This window comes from Pseudomonas quercus, from assembly GCF_012033695.1.
GTDB lineage: Bacteria > Pseudomonadota > Gammaproteobacteria > Pseudomonadales > Pseudomonadaceae > Aquipseudomonas > Aquipseudomonas quercus.
On sequence record NZ_JAAVJI010000002.1, the window covers coordinates 609,524 to 623,461 of the forward strand.

The window sequence follows — 13,938 nt, forward strand, 5'->3', positions numbered from 1 at the left end:
CCGCCTATTTCCCGCAGGAGCCTTTTCATGAATCAACAACAGCGCCTGGAGCTGGAAGCCGCTGCTTTCCGCCGCTTGGTGGAACACTTCGGCAAACGCACCGATGTGCAAAACATCGACCTGATGAACCTGGCAGGTTTCTGCCGCAATTGCCTGTCGAAATGGTACAAGGCAGCGGCTGACGAACAGGGCCTAGACCTTAGCCTGGACGCAGCACGGGAAGCGGTGTACGGCATGCCTTACGACGAATGGAAACAGCGTTATCAGAAAGAGGCCAGCCCCGAGCAAGCGGCAGCCTTTGCCAAGGGTAAGCCTAATGACTGACCTGATAGCCTTGCGTAACAGCCTGAAAACGGGCGAACACCTGTTTGCCGACACGCTGGCATTCGTGGCTGAACACTACACCTACAGCCCTCAAGCCTTCACTAATGGCCCGGTGCATAACGCTGCTGGCCAGAACGAAGGGTCCTGCAAGGTGCTGGCCATGGCAGAAATGGAGGGGTTCAGCGACCTGGAGGCCCTGCAGGCGTTCGGGGAGCACTACCGCGCCGTGCTGGCCTCGCCAGCAGGCAACGACCACAGCAATATCCGAGCGCTTATGGCTGGCGGCATGGGCGCTGTAACGTTTGAACAGCTGCCTTTGGTGAAAAACAACAGCAGCCGTTGAGCAACGGCCTTGCGAGAGGGGCCAGCACTGCGCCAGCCCCTCAGCCGTACGTCAACCCTTATTCAAAGGTCGCGTTCTGCAGGCCGTCCAGGTAACGCTCTGCGTCCAGTGCGGCCATACAGCCCGCCCCCGCAGAGGTAATGGCTTGGCGGTAAACGTGGTCCGCCACATCACCTGCCGCAAACACACCGTCGATGTTGGTTGCCGTGGCATTGCCTTCACGGCCGCCTTTGACCACCAGGTAACCGTCCTTGAGCTGAAGCTGGCCCTCGAACAATGAGGTATTCGGTGTGTGGCCGATGGCGATGAACACGCCGTCCACGCTCAATTCATCCGCACTGCCGTCGTTGTTTCTCAGCCGTGCGCCTGTTACGCCCATCGTGTCGCCCAGCACCTCCTCAAGTACCGCATTGAGCTTGAGCTCAATCTTGCCTTCGGCAACGCGGGCATGCAGCTTATCGATCAGGATCTTTTCTGCACGGAAGGTTTCGCGGCGGTGAATCAGGGTCACTTTTTTCGCGATATTGGCTAGGTACAGGGCTTCTTCCACCGCCGTGTTACCTCCGCCCACTACCGCAACGTCACGGTTGCGGTAGAAAAAGCCATCGCAGGTAGCGCAGGCAGACACACCCTTGCCCATGAAGGCTTCTTCTGACGGCAGGCCCAGGTAACGCGCGCTGGCACCGGTAGCAACGATCAACGCATCACAGGTGTAGGTGCCGCTGTCGCCGCTCAGGGTCAGTGGCTTGGCCGCCAGGTCCACCGCATTGATATGGTCGAACACGATTTCGGTCTCGAACCGCTCGGCATGCTCACGCATGCGCTCCATCAGCGCCGGGCCGGTCAAACCATGGGGGTCACCGGGCCAGTTGTCCACCTCGGTGGTGGTCGTCAACTGACCGCCTGCTTGCATGCCAGTGATCAGCAGCGGCTTGAGGTTAGCGCGTGCGGCGTACACCGCAGCGCTATAGCCGGCAGGGCCGGACCCCAGGATGATCACTCGGGAATGACGAAGCTCAGACATGGACACACTCCTGTCGACCGGCAAAATGTGCCGTGTCGTGGCGCCGGTATAACCGGCTTGAGTAAAAAGGGAAGGTTGTAAAGGAAAGTGCGTGAAGCTTAACGAGGACCAGCCGACTTGGGAAATACCCTTTGGCAATTCGAGCGATAGGGGAGCGCTATCCGGGCGCTTCCCTTGCTATTGAGTGAAAGAAGTTGTCTGGATGTTTCCCGCGCTGCGCCCGGCTTTTCCCCTGCCCTCAAAGCCGGTACCGTTCGCTTCTCTTAACGTTCTGGAGCACGTGTTGCATGCCACCTTCTGTATTGTCCGGCCCAGAGTACCTTCGCCAGGGGCTGAAACTGGTGCTCAGCCCAGGGCTGCGGCTATTTGTGCTGCTGCCGTTGTCCATCAACCTGGCGCTGTTCGTCGGCCTTGTCTACTTTGCCGGCCACGAATTCAGCCTGTGGGTAACCCAACTGATGCCGGAGCTGCCTGCTTGGCTGGGCTTTCTCAACTACCTCCTTTGGCCGCTGTTCGTGGTACTGGTGATACTGATGGTGTTTTTCACGTTCACCATGGTGGCCAATATCATTGCCGCACCCTTTAACGGGTTTTTATCCGAAAAAGTGGAGATCGTGGTACGTGGCAAGGATGACTTTCCTGCGTTCAGCTGGGGGGAACTGGTGGCTATGGTGCCACGCACGTTGAGCCGCGAGATGCGCAAGCTGGCCTATTACCTGCCGCGGGCGCTTGTGCTGCTGGTGGTGTCGTTCATTCCCGGTGTCAACTTGGTCGCGGCACCGCTGTGGCTGATATTTGGTGTCTGGATGATGGCCATCCAATACATCGACTACCCAGCGGACAACCACAAGATGAGCTGGCAGGACATGCTTGCCTGGCTGCGCAAAAAGCGTTGGGCGAGCCTGAGCTTCGGCGGCATCGTTTACTTGGTATTGCTGATCCCGGTCATCAACCTGTTGATGATGCCTGCAGCCGTAGCGGGCGCTACCTTGTTCTGGGTGCGTGAGCGGCCAGGAACAAGCGAAAGACTTAATTAGCGCCAGAGGCACGCTTCAGGCCGCTTAAATGCTGGTCACGCACTGCCGCGTATGACCAAGGAGCGCCTATGACTGACTTTCGTAATGACCCTGCCTTTGCGGACAACCTGCGAGCCTTGCTGGCTCAACTGATAACCGATGAAGGCATTTTCGAGCCTGACATAACGCCTGACAGCCTGTTCCTTACCACTGTTGACTCAGAAGACGGGCACATTACCGCCTCGGTGTCTCTGTTCGACGAAGCGTACCGAAGCATCGTCGAACGCCAACCACCGGTATACGCGCCTAGTTACCCTTTCAGTGGCGTGTTCAGTCAAGGCGAAACGTTTGATGATGCCTACAGGGTTCATCCCTCATTCGAGCCTATCGACTTTTACTATCTGATTGGTAAGGCCTACGACATCGTCTAAGCGCGCCACTTACCCGAAGACTGTTGTTCAACCGAGGCAGCCTGCCTGCCTCGGATGCCCTCTGCAGATCACCCCAGCGCGCGTTCGATCGCGCTCACTACTTCGGGCGATTCAGGAAGCGTTTTGGGCGAGAACCGAGACAATACCTCCCCGTTCTTGCCTATCAGAAACTTTTCGAAATTCCAGGTGATGTCTCCAGGGAAGGTCGCACCCGGCCCTACAAGCAGGGTGTAAAGCGTGTCCCGCGCCTCGCCGTTCACCACCGACTTGGCCGTCAACGGAAAGGTAACGCCATAGCGGGTAGTGCAGAACGCTTCGATTTCGGCCTCACTGCCTGGCTCCTGCCCGGCAAACTGGTTGCAAGGCACACCCAGCACAGTGAAACCACGAGGGCCGAAGCGTTGTTGCAGGCGCTCCAGGCCCTCGTACTGCGGAGTGAGGCCACACTGGGACGCTACGTTGACAACCAGAACAACCTGATCGACGAAGCGGTCCAGCAACAGTGCACTGCCATCAAGGCTGGTGACCTGAATGTCATGAAATGTGCTCATGCCCTCTCCCCGCTGCAAATCAATGGTGGTGACCGCCTTCACCGTGAACGTGGCCGTGTGCCTTTTCTTCTTCGCTGGCATCACGCACCGAAATCACCTTCACATCGAAGTTCAGGCGCTGGCCAGCCAGAGGGTGGTTACCGTCCACGGTGACTTCATCGCCATCCAGGTCGCGGATGGTCACGATTTGCATCTGGCCGTCCGGCGCTGAGGCATGGAACTGCATGCCGACTTCCAGTTCGTCCACGCCTTCGAACATGCTGCGGTTCAGCGTGCTTACCAGCTCAGCCGAGTACTCGCCGTAAGCGTCTTCAGGCTCGATGGCAACCTTGACTTCATCACCCACCTGTTTGCCTTCCAAGGCTTTTTCCAGGCCCGGGATGATGTTCCCAGCGCCGTGCAGGTAAACCAGCGGCGCACCGCCGGACGAGCTGTCGATAACCTCGCCAGCGTCGTTGGTGAGGGTGTAGTCGATGGACACAGCCTTATTGGCGGCAATGGACATGGGGCGAGACCTTTACACAAGAGATAGGAAGGCCTCAGTGTAAACAAGCATGATGACGATTGCGAATGCCGCAGCCTGTGTGGCACTGGCAAGGGGCGTGGGGGCTGTTGTCCAGGCCGTCGGCTGTCGAGCGTGCACGACGCAGGCCATTGGCGTTACCCTTGGCCGATTCCTGGCAGTGCGGTAGCACTGCGTCGTAGTCTGTTTCGTTGATCGAGACTTCTCATGCAAACCTTTTTCATCGCCCCAACCGACTTTGGCGTAGGCCTGACCTCCATCAGCCTAGGGCTGATACGCACCTTGGAGCGGGCAGGCCTGAAGGTCGGCTTTTTCAAACCGGTGTCCCAACCGCACCCCGGTGATACAGGGCCGGAGCGTTCTACCGAGCTGGTTGCGCGCACCCATGGGCTCAAGCCCCCTGCCCCCTTGGCCTTGGGCCACGTGGAACGCATGCTGGGCGACGGCCAGTTGGACGAGCTGCTTGAGGAAATCATTACCCTCTACCAGGCCGCTGGCGTGGGCAAGGATGTACTGGTAGTCGAAGGCATGGTGCCCACCCGACAGGCCAGCTACGCTGCCCGGGTGAACCAGCATTTGGCCAAAAGCATGGATGCGGACGTGATCCTGGTGTCGGCACCAGAGAATGAGGCGCTGGCTGAACTGTCGGGGCGGGTGGACCTGCAAGCACGGCTCTTCGGCGGCGCCAGTGACCCGAAGCTGATCGGCGTGATTCTCAACAAGGTTCGCGCCGAGGAAACCATCGAACAGTTCGCTAGCCGCCTGCGGGAGCACTCCCCCCTACTGCGAGGTGGCGATTTCCGCCTGCTGGGCTGTATCCCCTATCAGCCTGAGCTGAATGCGCCACGTACACGGGATATAGCCGAATTGCTGGGTGCCCAGGTGCTGAACGCCGGTGATTTCGAGCAACGGCGCATGTCACGGATCATTATCTGCGCGCGCACCGTGCTTAACACCTTGCAGTTGCTCAAGCCTGGCGTGCTTGTGGTCACACCTGGGGACCGTGATGACATCCTGCTGGCAGCCTCTTTGGCTTCGCTCAATGGCGTTCCCTTGGCCGGCGTGCTGCTCACCAGCGATACCCGCCCGGACCCGCGTGTGATGGAGCTATGCCAAGGCGCCTTGCAGGCCGGCCTGCCCGTGTTGTCGGTGAGCACAGGGTCCTACGATACCGCCACTCGGCTGAACCAGTTGAACAATGAAATCCCTGTGGATGACCGCGAGCGTGCCGAGCACATCACCGATTTTGTGGCCAGCCACCTTGACGCTGCCTGGCTGCACCAGCGCTGCGGTACACCGCGTGAGTTGAGGCTTTCTCCTGCCGTATTCCGGTATCAGTTGATCCAGCGGGCACAGGCTGCCAACAAGCGCGTTGTGCTGCCCGAAGGCAGCGAGCCCATGATCGTTCAGGCCGCGGCCATTTGCCAGGCTCGCGGGATTGCACGCTGTGTACTGCTGGCCAAGCCAGCGGACGTAGAGGCGGTGGCACGTGCCCAAGGTATCGAGCTGCCAGCAGGGCTTGAAATACTGGACCCTGATGACATCCGGGCACGGTATGTGTCACCCATGGTGGAGCTGCGCAATAGCAAGAACCTGAACGCCCCCATGGCTGAACAGCAGCTTGAAGACCCAGTGGTCATCGCCACTATGATGCTGGCCCTCGACGAGGTGGACGGGCTGGTATCCGGGCTGGTGCACTCCACTGCCAACACCATTCGCCCCGCCCTTCAGCTGATAAAAACCGCACCCGGTTGGAGCCTGGTGTCTTCGGTATTCTTCATGCTGTTCCCGGACCAGGTGGTAATGTATGGCGACTGCGTCATGAACCCCCACCCGGACGCTGCCGAACTGGCGCAGATTGCCCTGCAGAGCGCGGATTCGGCACAGGCGCTGGGCATTGCCCCGAGGGTAGCCATGCTGGGCTACTCCAATGGGCAGGCCGGCACAGGTGATGAGGTGGAAAAAGTACGAGAAGCGACCTTGCTGGCGCGGGAGCAACAACGCGACCTGCTGATTGATGGGCCGCTGCAGTACGACGCGGCCGCCAATGAAACCGTGGCCCGCCAGCTAGCGCCTGACAGCGAGGTTGCAGGTCGCGCCACAGTGTTCGTGTTCCCCGACCTGAACAGCGGTAATACGACCCACAAGGCCGTACAGCGCAGCGCTGATTGCGTAAGCCTGGGGCCCATGCTTCAAGGGCTGCGCAAGCCCGTGAATGACCTGCCGCGGGGCGCACAGGTCGACGATATCGTTTATACGATCGCCCTGACCGCCATCCAGGCCAGCCGCAGCCTGGACGGTTGATCCACAGGCTGACTGTGCAGTTACTGGGCCGGCTGCTGATACTGCTGGCCCGGGATGGGCTTGAGGTTCACTTCTACCCGGCGGTTCTGGGCACGGCCATTGGCATCGGCGTTGCTAGCGATAGGCTGGTCCGGCCCGGCGCCCCGCACGCTCAAGCGTGAAGCGTCCACGCCCTGGGAGCTGAGGTAGGTGCTCACGGCCTGCGCCCGTTGCAGGGACAGGTCCATGTTGTGCTGCCGCGCACCGGTGCTGTCCGTATAACCCACGATTTCGATGGTGTTCTCGTTGAACTGCTTGAATGAACCGGCCAGGTTGTTCAGCGGTGCGTAGAAGCTTGGGGCAATGGCTGAAGAGTCCGTACCGAAGGTGATGTTACCTGGCATGATCAGTTTGATCTGGTCCCCTTGGCGCTGCACTTCAACGCCTGTATTGGCCATGCTTTCACGCAAGGCTTTTTCCTGACGGTCAGCGTAATAGCCATAGCCTGCTGACGCCGCACCAACCACCGCTGCGCCGATCAGTGCGCCCTTGCCACGGTGATTGTGATCAATGGCAGCGCCTGCCACCGCACCTGCCAGCGCACCCAAGCCGCCATATTTGGTGGTGTTGCTGACACCTTGGCCAGCCTGCCCCTGGCTGGCCTGCCCTTGTTCGGCATAAGGGTTTTGGCCAGCACACCCTGACAGCAAGGCAAGGGTAGTGGCGGCGACGATCAGGCGGCTGGGGGTAAGCATGGCGAACTCCTGGAAACATGAACAATAACAAGCGGCGTAGCCCAATTTGAGCGCAAAGGCGGGGATGAATTCCAATGACATATGTTTCACCGTCTTTCTTCAATTGCCGTGCCGCTTATCAGAATGCCATCAAGCCTTATCGGACCTTGCCGTTAACCACACCGTAGCGCCAATGGACGGCACGATACTGCTACGCCTGCTGGCTGAAACACCTCCTGCACGAGGGTCGGCCCTTACGAGCTCTTGCCATGATCGACCTGACCCTCTGGAACCTTACGCTTCCAATCGAGACACCTGCACTGACTATTGCCACGGCAGCCCTGCCGCGCTTGCAGACCTCCTACTTCACCAACACAGGTGACAAGATCGTGTTCTGGGCGCCGGTCACAGGCTCCCACGCCGGCAACAGTGATTTTCCGCGTACGGAGCTCCGGGAAACATCCATTGATGGCAAGGCCAGGAATTGGCTGTACAGCAGCGGAACTAACACCCTCAAAGGTACACTGTCGGTCAACCAGGTACCGTCTACGGGCCGTGTGGTGGTTGCGCAGATCCACGCCAAAAACGCTACGGCGCCCTTGCTCAAAGTGGTGTACCGCTATGCCAACGGCACCGGCAACATCGACCTTGAGTACCGGGTAAACCCTGGAGATGTGAAAAGCCCGGTGGCCTATACCCTGCCTAACGTGCCCTTGAACAAAGCGTTCGCCTACGCCATTCAAATGAACAAGCAAGGCAAGCTGACGGTGCTGATCAACAACATCGGCTCGCAGTTCCAGTTGGCGCCGAGCTGGTACGGGTATGCGTTCTATTTCAAGGCAGGGGTGTACACATTGGACAACGTGGGCTCAACGACCGAGGGCGGTAAAGTGACCTACACGCGGCTGGACGTCAGCCACCTTTAACGGACCGCTTGCTGGCTGCTCCCCTGCAGGAAGCGGGCAAAGCCCGCGAACAGCCCGCTAAATCCGTTTAAAAGAATGCGGGCCTGGCGCTTTTGCCACACAACATGCCCTTCATGGCCCTGCATCCAAAGCACTAACCAAACCGGCCGGTAATGTAGTCCTCGGTCTGCCGCTTGTTGGGCTTGGTGAAAATGGTATCTGTATCGCCGTGCTCGATCAGTTCGCCCATGAACATGAATGCGGTGTAGTCCGAACAGCGCGCTGCCTGTTGCATGTTGTGGGTCACGATGATCACCGTGAACTGTTCCTTGAGTTCGGTGATGAGCTGCTCGATGCGGCCCGTGGAGATCGGGTCCAGGGCTGAGGTCGGCTCATCCAGCAACAGCACCTGCGGGCGAAGGGCGATGGTACGGGCGATACACAAGCGCTGTTGCTGCCCACCGGACAGGCTTTGCGCGCTTTGCTTGAGCTTGTCTTTCACCTCGTCCCACAGCGCGGCGCCTCGCAGCGCCTGTTCCACTCGCTCCTCCATTTCCCGCCGGTTCAGCCGCTCATGGTGCTTCACGGCATAGGCGATATTGTCGAAGATCGACATAGGGAACGGCACAGGCTTCTGGAACACCATGCCCACGTGGCTGCGCAGGCGGTTCATGGAGTAGTTGGGCGCCAGGATATTTTCGCCATTGAGCAGCACTTCGCCGCGCGCTTCCTGCTTGGGGTACATGGCATAGATGCGGTTGAACACGCGCAGCAAGGTGGACTTGCCACAACCGGATGGGCCGATGATGGCCGTCACATGCTTTTCAGGAATGTCCATGTTGATGGACTTGAGCGAGCGGTTGTCGCCATAGAAAAACTCGAGGTCGCGCACCTGGATCTTGGTTCGTTTCGGGGCGAGGTTGTTCATCAGTTGGACCTGTCGCGCAAAAGGATAAGGCGGGAAATCAAGCTGAGCATCAGCACGAACATCGTCAGCACCAATGCACCGGCCCACGCCAGGGCATGCCAGTCGTCAAAGGGGCTCATGGCGTACTGGAAAATCACTACCGGTACACTGGCCATGGGTTTCAAGATATCGCTGCTCCAGAACTGGTTACCAAAGGCGGTAAACAGCAAGGGCGCGGTTTCTCCCGTAATACGAGCCAGCGCCAGCAGCACACCTGTGACCACACCGGCGCGGGCCGCGCGCAATACGATCTGCAGTGTGAGCTTCCACTGGGGAACACCCAGTGCCAATGCCGCTTCGCGCATGGTGGAGGGTTGCAGTTGAAGCATTTCATCCGTGGTGCGCACCACCACCGGGATCACCAGCAACGCAAGGGTGAGCGCACCCGCCAGGGCCGAGAAACCTACCCGGTGGTTGGTCAAGGCGCTGACCGGCAGAATGAACGCGGTGTATACGAACAGCCCCAGCACGATCGAAGGCGCCGACAACAAGATGTCATTGATGAAACGTACGGCGGTGCCCAGGCGGGTATGACGCGCAAATTCGGCCAGCCATACGCCAGCCATCAAGCCGATAGGCGTACCAATCACCAATGCGATCAGCGACATCAGGGCGCTGCCGTAGAAGGCATTTGCCAGGCCGCCCGGGCTCCCTGGCGGCGGCGTCATCTGCGTGAACAGCGCGGTGCCCAAGGCCTGGAAACCGTTGGTCAAGGTCGTGAACAGAATCCACACCAGCCAGAGCAGCCCAAACAGCGTAGCGCCACAACTGAGCACCATGGCGAGCCGGTTCTTGAAGGCACGTATCCGGTACAGGTTTTCATTGGACGTACTCACAGGCCCTCCTTGCGCGACAGGCGCATCAGCATCAAGCGGGCAATGGCCAGCACAATGAACGTTACGACAAACAGCAGGAAGCCCAGGCCGATCAGCGAAGAACGATGCAGGTCGGTGTAGGCTTCACTGAATTCGTTGGCGATGACCGAGGCGATGGAGCTGCTGGGCATTAGCAGCGAGGCCGACAGTTGGTGAGCGTTACCCAGCACGAATGTAACGGCCATGGTCTCGCCCAAAGCGCGCCCCAGGCCCAGGAATACGCCACCCACAACGGCGGTGCGCGTATAAGGCAGCACGATGTCCCAGACCACTTCCCAGGTAGTGCCACCCAAGGCGTAGGCCGACTCCTTCAAAGCCACTGGCACAGTGCGGAATACCTCATTCATGACCGAGGTAATAAAAGGAATGATCATGATGGCCAGCACTATACCCGCCGTCAGCGTGCCAATCCCCAGGGGTGGCCCCTGGAACAGCAGGCCTATGCCAGGAATGGCACCCAGGTTGTCATTGATCCATGGAGCCAGGTGTTCGGCCATGAAGGGGGCGAACACGAACAGCCCCCACATGCCGTAGATGATCGAAGGAATGCCAGCCAGCAGTTCAATGGCCGAGGCAATGGGCATGCGCAGCCAGGGCGGTGCTACTTCGGTCAGAAAAATGGCGATACCGAAGCTCACCGGTACGGCGATCAGCAGTGCCAGAAAAGAGGTGACCAGTGTCCCGTATACAGGCACTACCGCGCCAAACTTGCCCGCGACGGCATCCCAATCCGTGGTGGTCAGAAAATCCAGGCCAAAGGTTCTGAAGGCTTCACTGCCGCCCCACAGGGTTGAACCGGCAATGCTGGCCAATAGGAACAGTACCAGCATGGCGGCGCCGCGCACGGTGCGGCGGAACCATAAGTCGTGGCGTTGATCCCGTGCTGCGCGGGCCTCGCTTTCGCTGTGGCAGTCGGCAGTCATGTTGGGGAGCGCGTGAGAATTATCGGTCATCGGTAGGGCCACTCATGGCAAATCCCCCGAACCGCCAGAAGCGGATCGAGGGATGGCTTCGGGTTGCGGTTACTTGGCGAACTCGGACTGCCAGTAGCCTTCGATGCGTTTCACTAGGCTTTCTGGCAGTGCAACGTAGTCCAGCGAAGCGGCCTGCTCCTGGCCTTTGTCCAGGCTCCACTTGAAGAAGTCGAAGGCCGCCTTGCTCTGCTCGGCGTTCTTGGGCTGCTTGTACATGATGATCCAGGTGGTGGCTGCAATTGGCCAGGCATTGTCACCCGGCGCGTTGACCATGAGCAGGTTGAAGTCTTGTGCGTTAGCCCAATCAGCCGTATCGGCAGCGGCCTGGAAGGTTTTCATGTCAGGGGACACGAACTTGCCTGCGGCGTTTTTCAGTTGGGTGTAGTTCATCTTGTTGGTCTTGGCGTACGCGTATTCCACGTAGCCGATCGACCCCTTGATCTGCTTCACGTAGGCTGCAACGCCTTCGTTACCCTTGCCGCCCACGCCTACTGGCCACTGCACGGTGCTGCCGGCACCGGCTTTCCACTCACCGCTGGCTTTCTGCAGGTAGTTGGTGAAGTTGAAGGAGGTACCCGAGCCATCCGAACGGTGGACCACCGTAATGTTGGTGGCCGGCAGGTTTACCCCTGGGTTGAGGGAAGCAATGGCAGGGTCATTCCAGGTTTTAATGGTGCCCTGGAAGATCTTGGCCAAGGTGTCGCCATCCAGTTTCAGCTTGCCATCTTCAATGCCTTCCACGTTGATGACAGGCACGATGCCACCGATGACCACGGGGAACTGGCCCAGGCCGCCGGCTTTAAGGTCGTCAGCACTCATAGGCGCGTCGGAGGCACCAAAATCCACTGTGGCTGCTTTGATCTGCGCGATACCGCCACCTGAACCGATCGATTGATAGTTCACCCGGTTAGGGCTGGCCTTGGCGTAATCCTGGCTCCACTTGGACAGCACAGGGAAGACGAAGCTGGACCCCGCGCCCGTGATGTCTGTCGCATGGGCAATGCCCGAAAGGCACATCGAAGCCAGCAAAATCGTTAGGCGATTTTTGGTCAGCAGTTTCACGGCAACACCTCTGTTGGGGTCCGTGGAGTCATTCCACGGGAGTTGGCCGTGCTGATTTAAAGCTTTGAATGTGACCTTTTGATGACAATCTCTTTAAAACGTGGCAATAGGACATTGCCTTGCCCGGCCTTGAGCGGTTGCCGAAACTGGCCGGGGTATAGGGGCTGTTCGCACGCGGTAATACGGTCAGAACTGCATGCCCACCCCCATGGCAATGAAGTCCCGATCGTCTACGGTGCTGTACTTGCCATCAAAGAAGTTGGTGTAGTAAAGGCTGGCGGTATAGGTGCTGAGGTAGTTGGCCTCCAGGCCTACGGTGATGGCCTTGCGACCCTCCTCAAAGTTGCCCCCGGGGCCAGGCGAGTAGCCGTCTACGTCCTGCGCCCACGCCACGCTGGGCTTGAGGTTGATGCCAGCGATGGCGTTGTTGAAGTCCCAGGTGCCTCGAACCCGGTAACCCCAGGCATCGGCTGTGGTGAAGCCATCGCTCTCGCAGTAGCGGCCCACATTGCCAAGTGCTGCACCGCCCAGCAGGCCGGCATTGAGTGCCTGGCACTGACCGTTGGGCAGCGGGCCGAACCCATAACTGGGGTCACGGCCATAACGCTGCGTCGAAGTACTGTCCAACCCCCCTACATGGGTCCAGCCCACTTCGCCTACCAAGGTAAAGCGATCGGCCCCCATCACCTGATCGAACACCTGGGTGAGGGTTGTCTGGAACTGGGTGATTTCCTTGCGCCGATAGCCGGGCTGGTCTGCCTCAGGCGAGCCCTGGGCTGGAGACAGGCTTGCGTAGAGGATGTCCGTGGTATTGACCTGTACCGGCGCGTTGGGCCGGTAGCTGAGTTCACCACGCCAGGCCGTGCCCGTGGGTAGCGTGGTAGAGAAGCTCAGCCCGTAGAGGTGAATGTCTTCCGGGTACTCTACGAAATAGCTGCCAGTGCCGCCCCCTGAATGGCTGCTGAAGATAGGTTGGCGGCTGTGGTAGTTCATGTAATAGGCGCCGAACTCGGTGTTAAGCGGCTCGAAGGTGTAGTGCAGCGCCAGGCCGAACTGGCCACTGTCACGCGCGTCGCGGTCCGCATCACGGTGCACCACAACGCCTTCGCTGCTGGCCCGAGAGCGGTTCAGGCGGGTTGAAGTGCCCGACACCGCCAGGTTCCTGTTGCAGCCGTCCGCCACTACATCTGTCTGAGAGAAGAAGGTGCCGCAGTTATCCACAACGGCCTGATCCCACTCCAACTGATAGAAGCCTTCAGCGGACAGGTTATCGGTCAGGTTCTGAGACAGGTAGAACAGGTTCGTCGGGACCAGCCCCTGCTTGATCTCTATACCTGGCCGGCGGAAGGCAGAGACGTCGATAGGGTTGATGCTGTCGATACCATTGCCGATGAATGTGCTTTCACCCCAACTGACAACCTGCCTGCCCACGCGAACGGTACCGGGCAGGTCACCCACGCTGTAATTGTGGTAAACAAAGGCGTCCAGCAGTTGGGTGCCTGAGGCCCTGGCCGCCGCCTTGCGCCCTGAATCACTGATGGCTTTGAAAGGCCGGTCTTCATCCTTTAGTTCGAAGTCGTACCAGTACTTGCCGCGTAGAAACACCCCAGTGTCGCCATACTTGAACTCAAGGCCATGAACCCCCTCCAGGCGCTTCGAGAAGGCATCGCCCCGCTTGAAGTTGAGCCGCCCATCGTCAGACCATTGCGACAGCCCTCGCCCACCGTTGTTGACGCCTACCAAGTGTTTATCTGGGCTGGCGGTGGCCCAGGCGGTGCTTACTGAAAGCGAAGAGTCAAACTGGCCTTCGATTTCACCGATGTTGAAGCTGACCGCAAACACAGGGGTAGCAAAGGACGAGGCAAGGCCGACCGCCACTGGCAGCCTGCCCCGCTGCCAAAAGAAACGGAGGGGGATCATTGACAC

15 protein-coding genes are annotated in these 13,938 nt (G+C 59.2%); 6 read left to right on the top strand and 9 right to left on the bottom strand.

All coding sequences use genetic code 11. The features are described 5' to 3' along the window. The first annotated feature begins 27 nt into the window (after positions 1-27). Both HBH25_RS06065 and HBH25_RS06070 read left to right on the top strand, forming a co-directional pair. Positions 28-324: a DUF1244 domain-containing protein gene (locus tag HBH25_RS06065; RefSeq protein ID WP_168082533.1), complete on the top strand. Its 297-nt coding sequence runs from the start codon at positions 28-30 to the stop codon at positions 322-324. Continuing rightward, positions 317-667 carry a HopJ type III effector protein gene (locus HBH25_RS06070; RefSeq protein WP_168082535.1) on the top strand — a complete coding sequence of 117 codons (351 nt, stop codon included), beginning with the start codon at positions 317-319 and terminating at the stop codon, positions 665-667. The genes HBH25_RS06065 and HBH25_RS06070 overlap by 8 nt, the downstream gene beginning before the upstream one ends. Positions 668-725: 58 nt before the next feature. Here the strand turns inward: HBH25_RS06070 and trxB are convergent, their stop codons facing one another. After that, on the bottom strand, positions 726-1,691 hold the full coding sequence (trxB, locus tag HBH25_RS06075) for a thioredoxin-disulfide reductase (protein WP_168082537.1): 966 nt from the start codon (positions 1,689-1,691) through the stop codon (positions 726-728). Positions 1,692-1,978: 287 nt separating this feature from the next. On the opposite strand from trxB, the gene cysZ reads away from it, so the two are divergent. After that, positions 1,979-2,728, top strand: coding sequence for a sulfate transporter CysZ (gene cysZ, locus HBH25_RS06080; protein ID WP_168082539.1), 750 nt, complete (start codon positions 1,979-1,981; stop codon positions 2,726-2,728). A gap of 68 nt (positions 2,729-2,796) precedes the next feature. Then, positions 2,797-3,138 carry a hypothetical protein gene (locus HBH25_RS06085; protein WP_168082541.1) on the top strand — a complete coding sequence of 114 codons (342 nt, stop codon included), beginning with the start codon at positions 2,797-2,799 and terminating at the stop codon, positions 3,136-3,138. Between the two features lie 68 nt (positions 3,139-3,206). On the opposite strand, the gene HBH25_RS06090 is transcribed toward HBH25_RS06085, so the two are convergent. Then, positions 3,207-3,689, bottom strand: coding sequence for a glutathione peroxidase (locus HBH25_RS06090; protein ID WP_168082543.1), 483 nt, complete (start codon positions 3,687-3,689; stop codon positions 3,207-3,209). Positions 3,690-3,708: 19 nt separating this feature from the next. Beyond that, a complete protein-coding gene (locus tag HBH25_RS06095) occupies positions 3,709-4,194 on the bottom strand; it encodes an FKBP-type peptidyl-prolyl cis-trans isomerase (RefSeq protein WP_168082545.1) in 486 nt (161 codons plus the stop codon). Between the two features lie 225 nt (positions 4,195-4,419). Between HBH25_RS06095 and pta the strand changes: the two genes are divergently transcribed. Next, positions 4,420-6,516, top strand: coding sequence for a phosphate acetyltransferase (pta, locus tag HBH25_RS06100; RefSeq protein WP_168082547.1), 2,097 nt, complete (start codon positions 4,420-4,422; stop codon positions 6,514-6,516). Positions 6,517-6,536: 20 nt separating this feature from the next. Here the strand turns inward: pta and HBH25_RS06105 are convergent, their stop codons facing one another. Further along, positions 6,537-7,250, bottom strand: a complete 714-nt coding sequence (locus tag HBH25_RS06105; protein ID WP_168082549.1) for a YiaD family glycine zipper/OmpA-like lipoprotein — start codon at positions 7,248-7,250, stop codon at positions 6,537-6,539. A 248-nt stretch (positions 7,251-7,498) separates the two neighbouring features. Between HBH25_RS06105 and HBH25_RS06110 the strand changes: the two genes are divergently transcribed. After that, positions 7,499-8,155 carry a polysaccharide lyase family 7 protein gene (locus HBH25_RS06110; RefSeq protein WP_168082551.1) on the top strand — a complete coding sequence of 219 codons (657 nt, stop codon included), beginning with the start codon at positions 7,499-7,501 and terminating at the stop codon, positions 8,153-8,155. 133 nt (positions 8,156-8,288) lie between these two features. On the opposite strand, the gene pstB is transcribed toward HBH25_RS06110, so the two are convergent. The 5 genes from pstB to HBH25_RS06135 all read right to left on the bottom strand — a co-directional run bounded on the left by pstB (position 8,289) and on the right by HBH25_RS06135 (position 13,932). Further along, positions 8,289-9,062, bottom strand: coding sequence for a phosphate ABC transporter ATP-binding protein PstB (pstB, locus tag HBH25_RS06115; RefSeq protein ID WP_168082553.1), 774 nt, complete (start codon positions 9,060-9,062; stop codon positions 8,289-8,291). After that, the gene (pstA, locus tag HBH25_RS06120) at positions 9,062-9,880 is read right to left on the bottom strand and encodes a phosphate ABC transporter permease PstA (RefSeq protein WP_168082703.1); all 819 of its coding nucleotides are present in this window, start codon (positions 9,878-9,880) and stop codon (positions 9,062-9,064) included. Before pstA ends, pstB begins: the two co-directional genes overlap by 1 nt. Positions 9,881-9,933: 53 nt before the next feature. Continuing rightward, a complete protein-coding gene (gene pstC, locus HBH25_RS06125) occupies positions 9,934-10,929 on the bottom strand; it encodes a phosphate ABC transporter permease subunit PstC (RefSeq protein ID WP_168082555.1) in 996 nt (331 codons plus the stop codon). Between the two features lie 69 nt (positions 10,930-10,998). Further along, the gene (pstS, locus tag HBH25_RS06130) at positions 10,999-12,012 is read right to left on the bottom strand and encodes a phosphate ABC transporter substrate-binding protein PstS (protein WP_168082557.1); all 1,014 of its coding nucleotides are present in this window, start codon (positions 12,010-12,012) and stop codon (positions 10,999-11,001) included. Positions 12,013-12,198: 186 nt separating this feature from the next. Next, entirely contained in the window at positions 12,199-13,932 is a 1,734-nt protein-coding gene (locus HBH25_RS06135) for a DUF1302 domain-containing protein (protein WP_168082559.1), read from the bottom strand. Positions 13,933-13,938: the final 6 nt, after the last annotated feature.

Coding starts and splice junctions, on each gene's coding strand:
- pta (WP_168082547.1), top strand. CDS start 4,420: ATGCAAACCTTTTTCATCGCCCCAACCGACTTTGGCGTAGGCCTGACC.
- HBH25_RS06065 (WP_168082533.1), top strand. CDS start 28: ATGAATCAACAACAGCGCCTGGAGCTGGAAGCCGCTGCTTTCCGCCGC.
- HBH25_RS06105 (WP_168082549.1), bottom strand. CDS start 7,250: ATGCTTACCCCCAGCCGCCTGATCGTCGCCGCCACTACCCTTGCCTTG.
- cysZ (WP_168082539.1), top strand. CDS start 1,979: ATGCCACCTTCTGTATTGTCCGGCCCAGAGTACCTTCGCCAGGGGCTG.
- pstC (WP_168082555.1), bottom strand. CDS start 10,929: ATGACCGATAATTCTCACGCGCTCCCCAACATGACTGCCGACTGCCAC.
- HBH25_RS06085 (WP_168082541.1), top strand. CDS start 2,797: ATGACTGACTTTCGTAATGACCCTGCCTTTGCGGACAACCTGCGAGCC.
- HBH25_RS06135 (WP_168082559.1), bottom strand. CDS start 13,932: ATGATCCCCCTCCGTTTCTTTTGGCAGCGGGGCAGGCTGCCAGTGGCG.
- HBH25_RS06110 (WP_168082551.1), top strand. CDS start 7,499: ATGATCGACCTGACCCTCTGGAACCTTACGCTTCCAATCGAGACACCT.
- HBH25_RS06095 (WP_168082545.1), bottom strand. CDS start 4,194: ATGTCCATTGCCGCCAATAAGGCTGTGTCCATCGACTACACCCTCACC.
- trxB (WP_168082537.1), bottom strand. CDS start 1,691: ATGTCTGAGCTTCGTCATTCCCGAGTGATCATCCTGGGGTCCGGCCCT.
- pstA (WP_168082703.1), bottom strand. CDS start 9,880: ATGGTGCTCAGTTGTGGCGCTACGCTGTTTGGGCTGCTCTGGCTGGTG.
- HBH25_RS06090 (WP_168082543.1), bottom strand. CDS start 3,689: ATGAGCACATTTCATGACATTCAGGTCACCAGCCTTGATGGCAGTGCA.
- pstB (WP_168082553.1), bottom strand. CDS start 9,062: ATGAACAACCTCGCCCCGAAACGAACCAAGATCCAGGTGCGCGACCTC.
- HBH25_RS06070 (WP_168082535.1), top strand. CDS start 317: ATGACTGACCTGATAGCCTTGCGTAACAGCCTGAAAACGGGCGAACAC.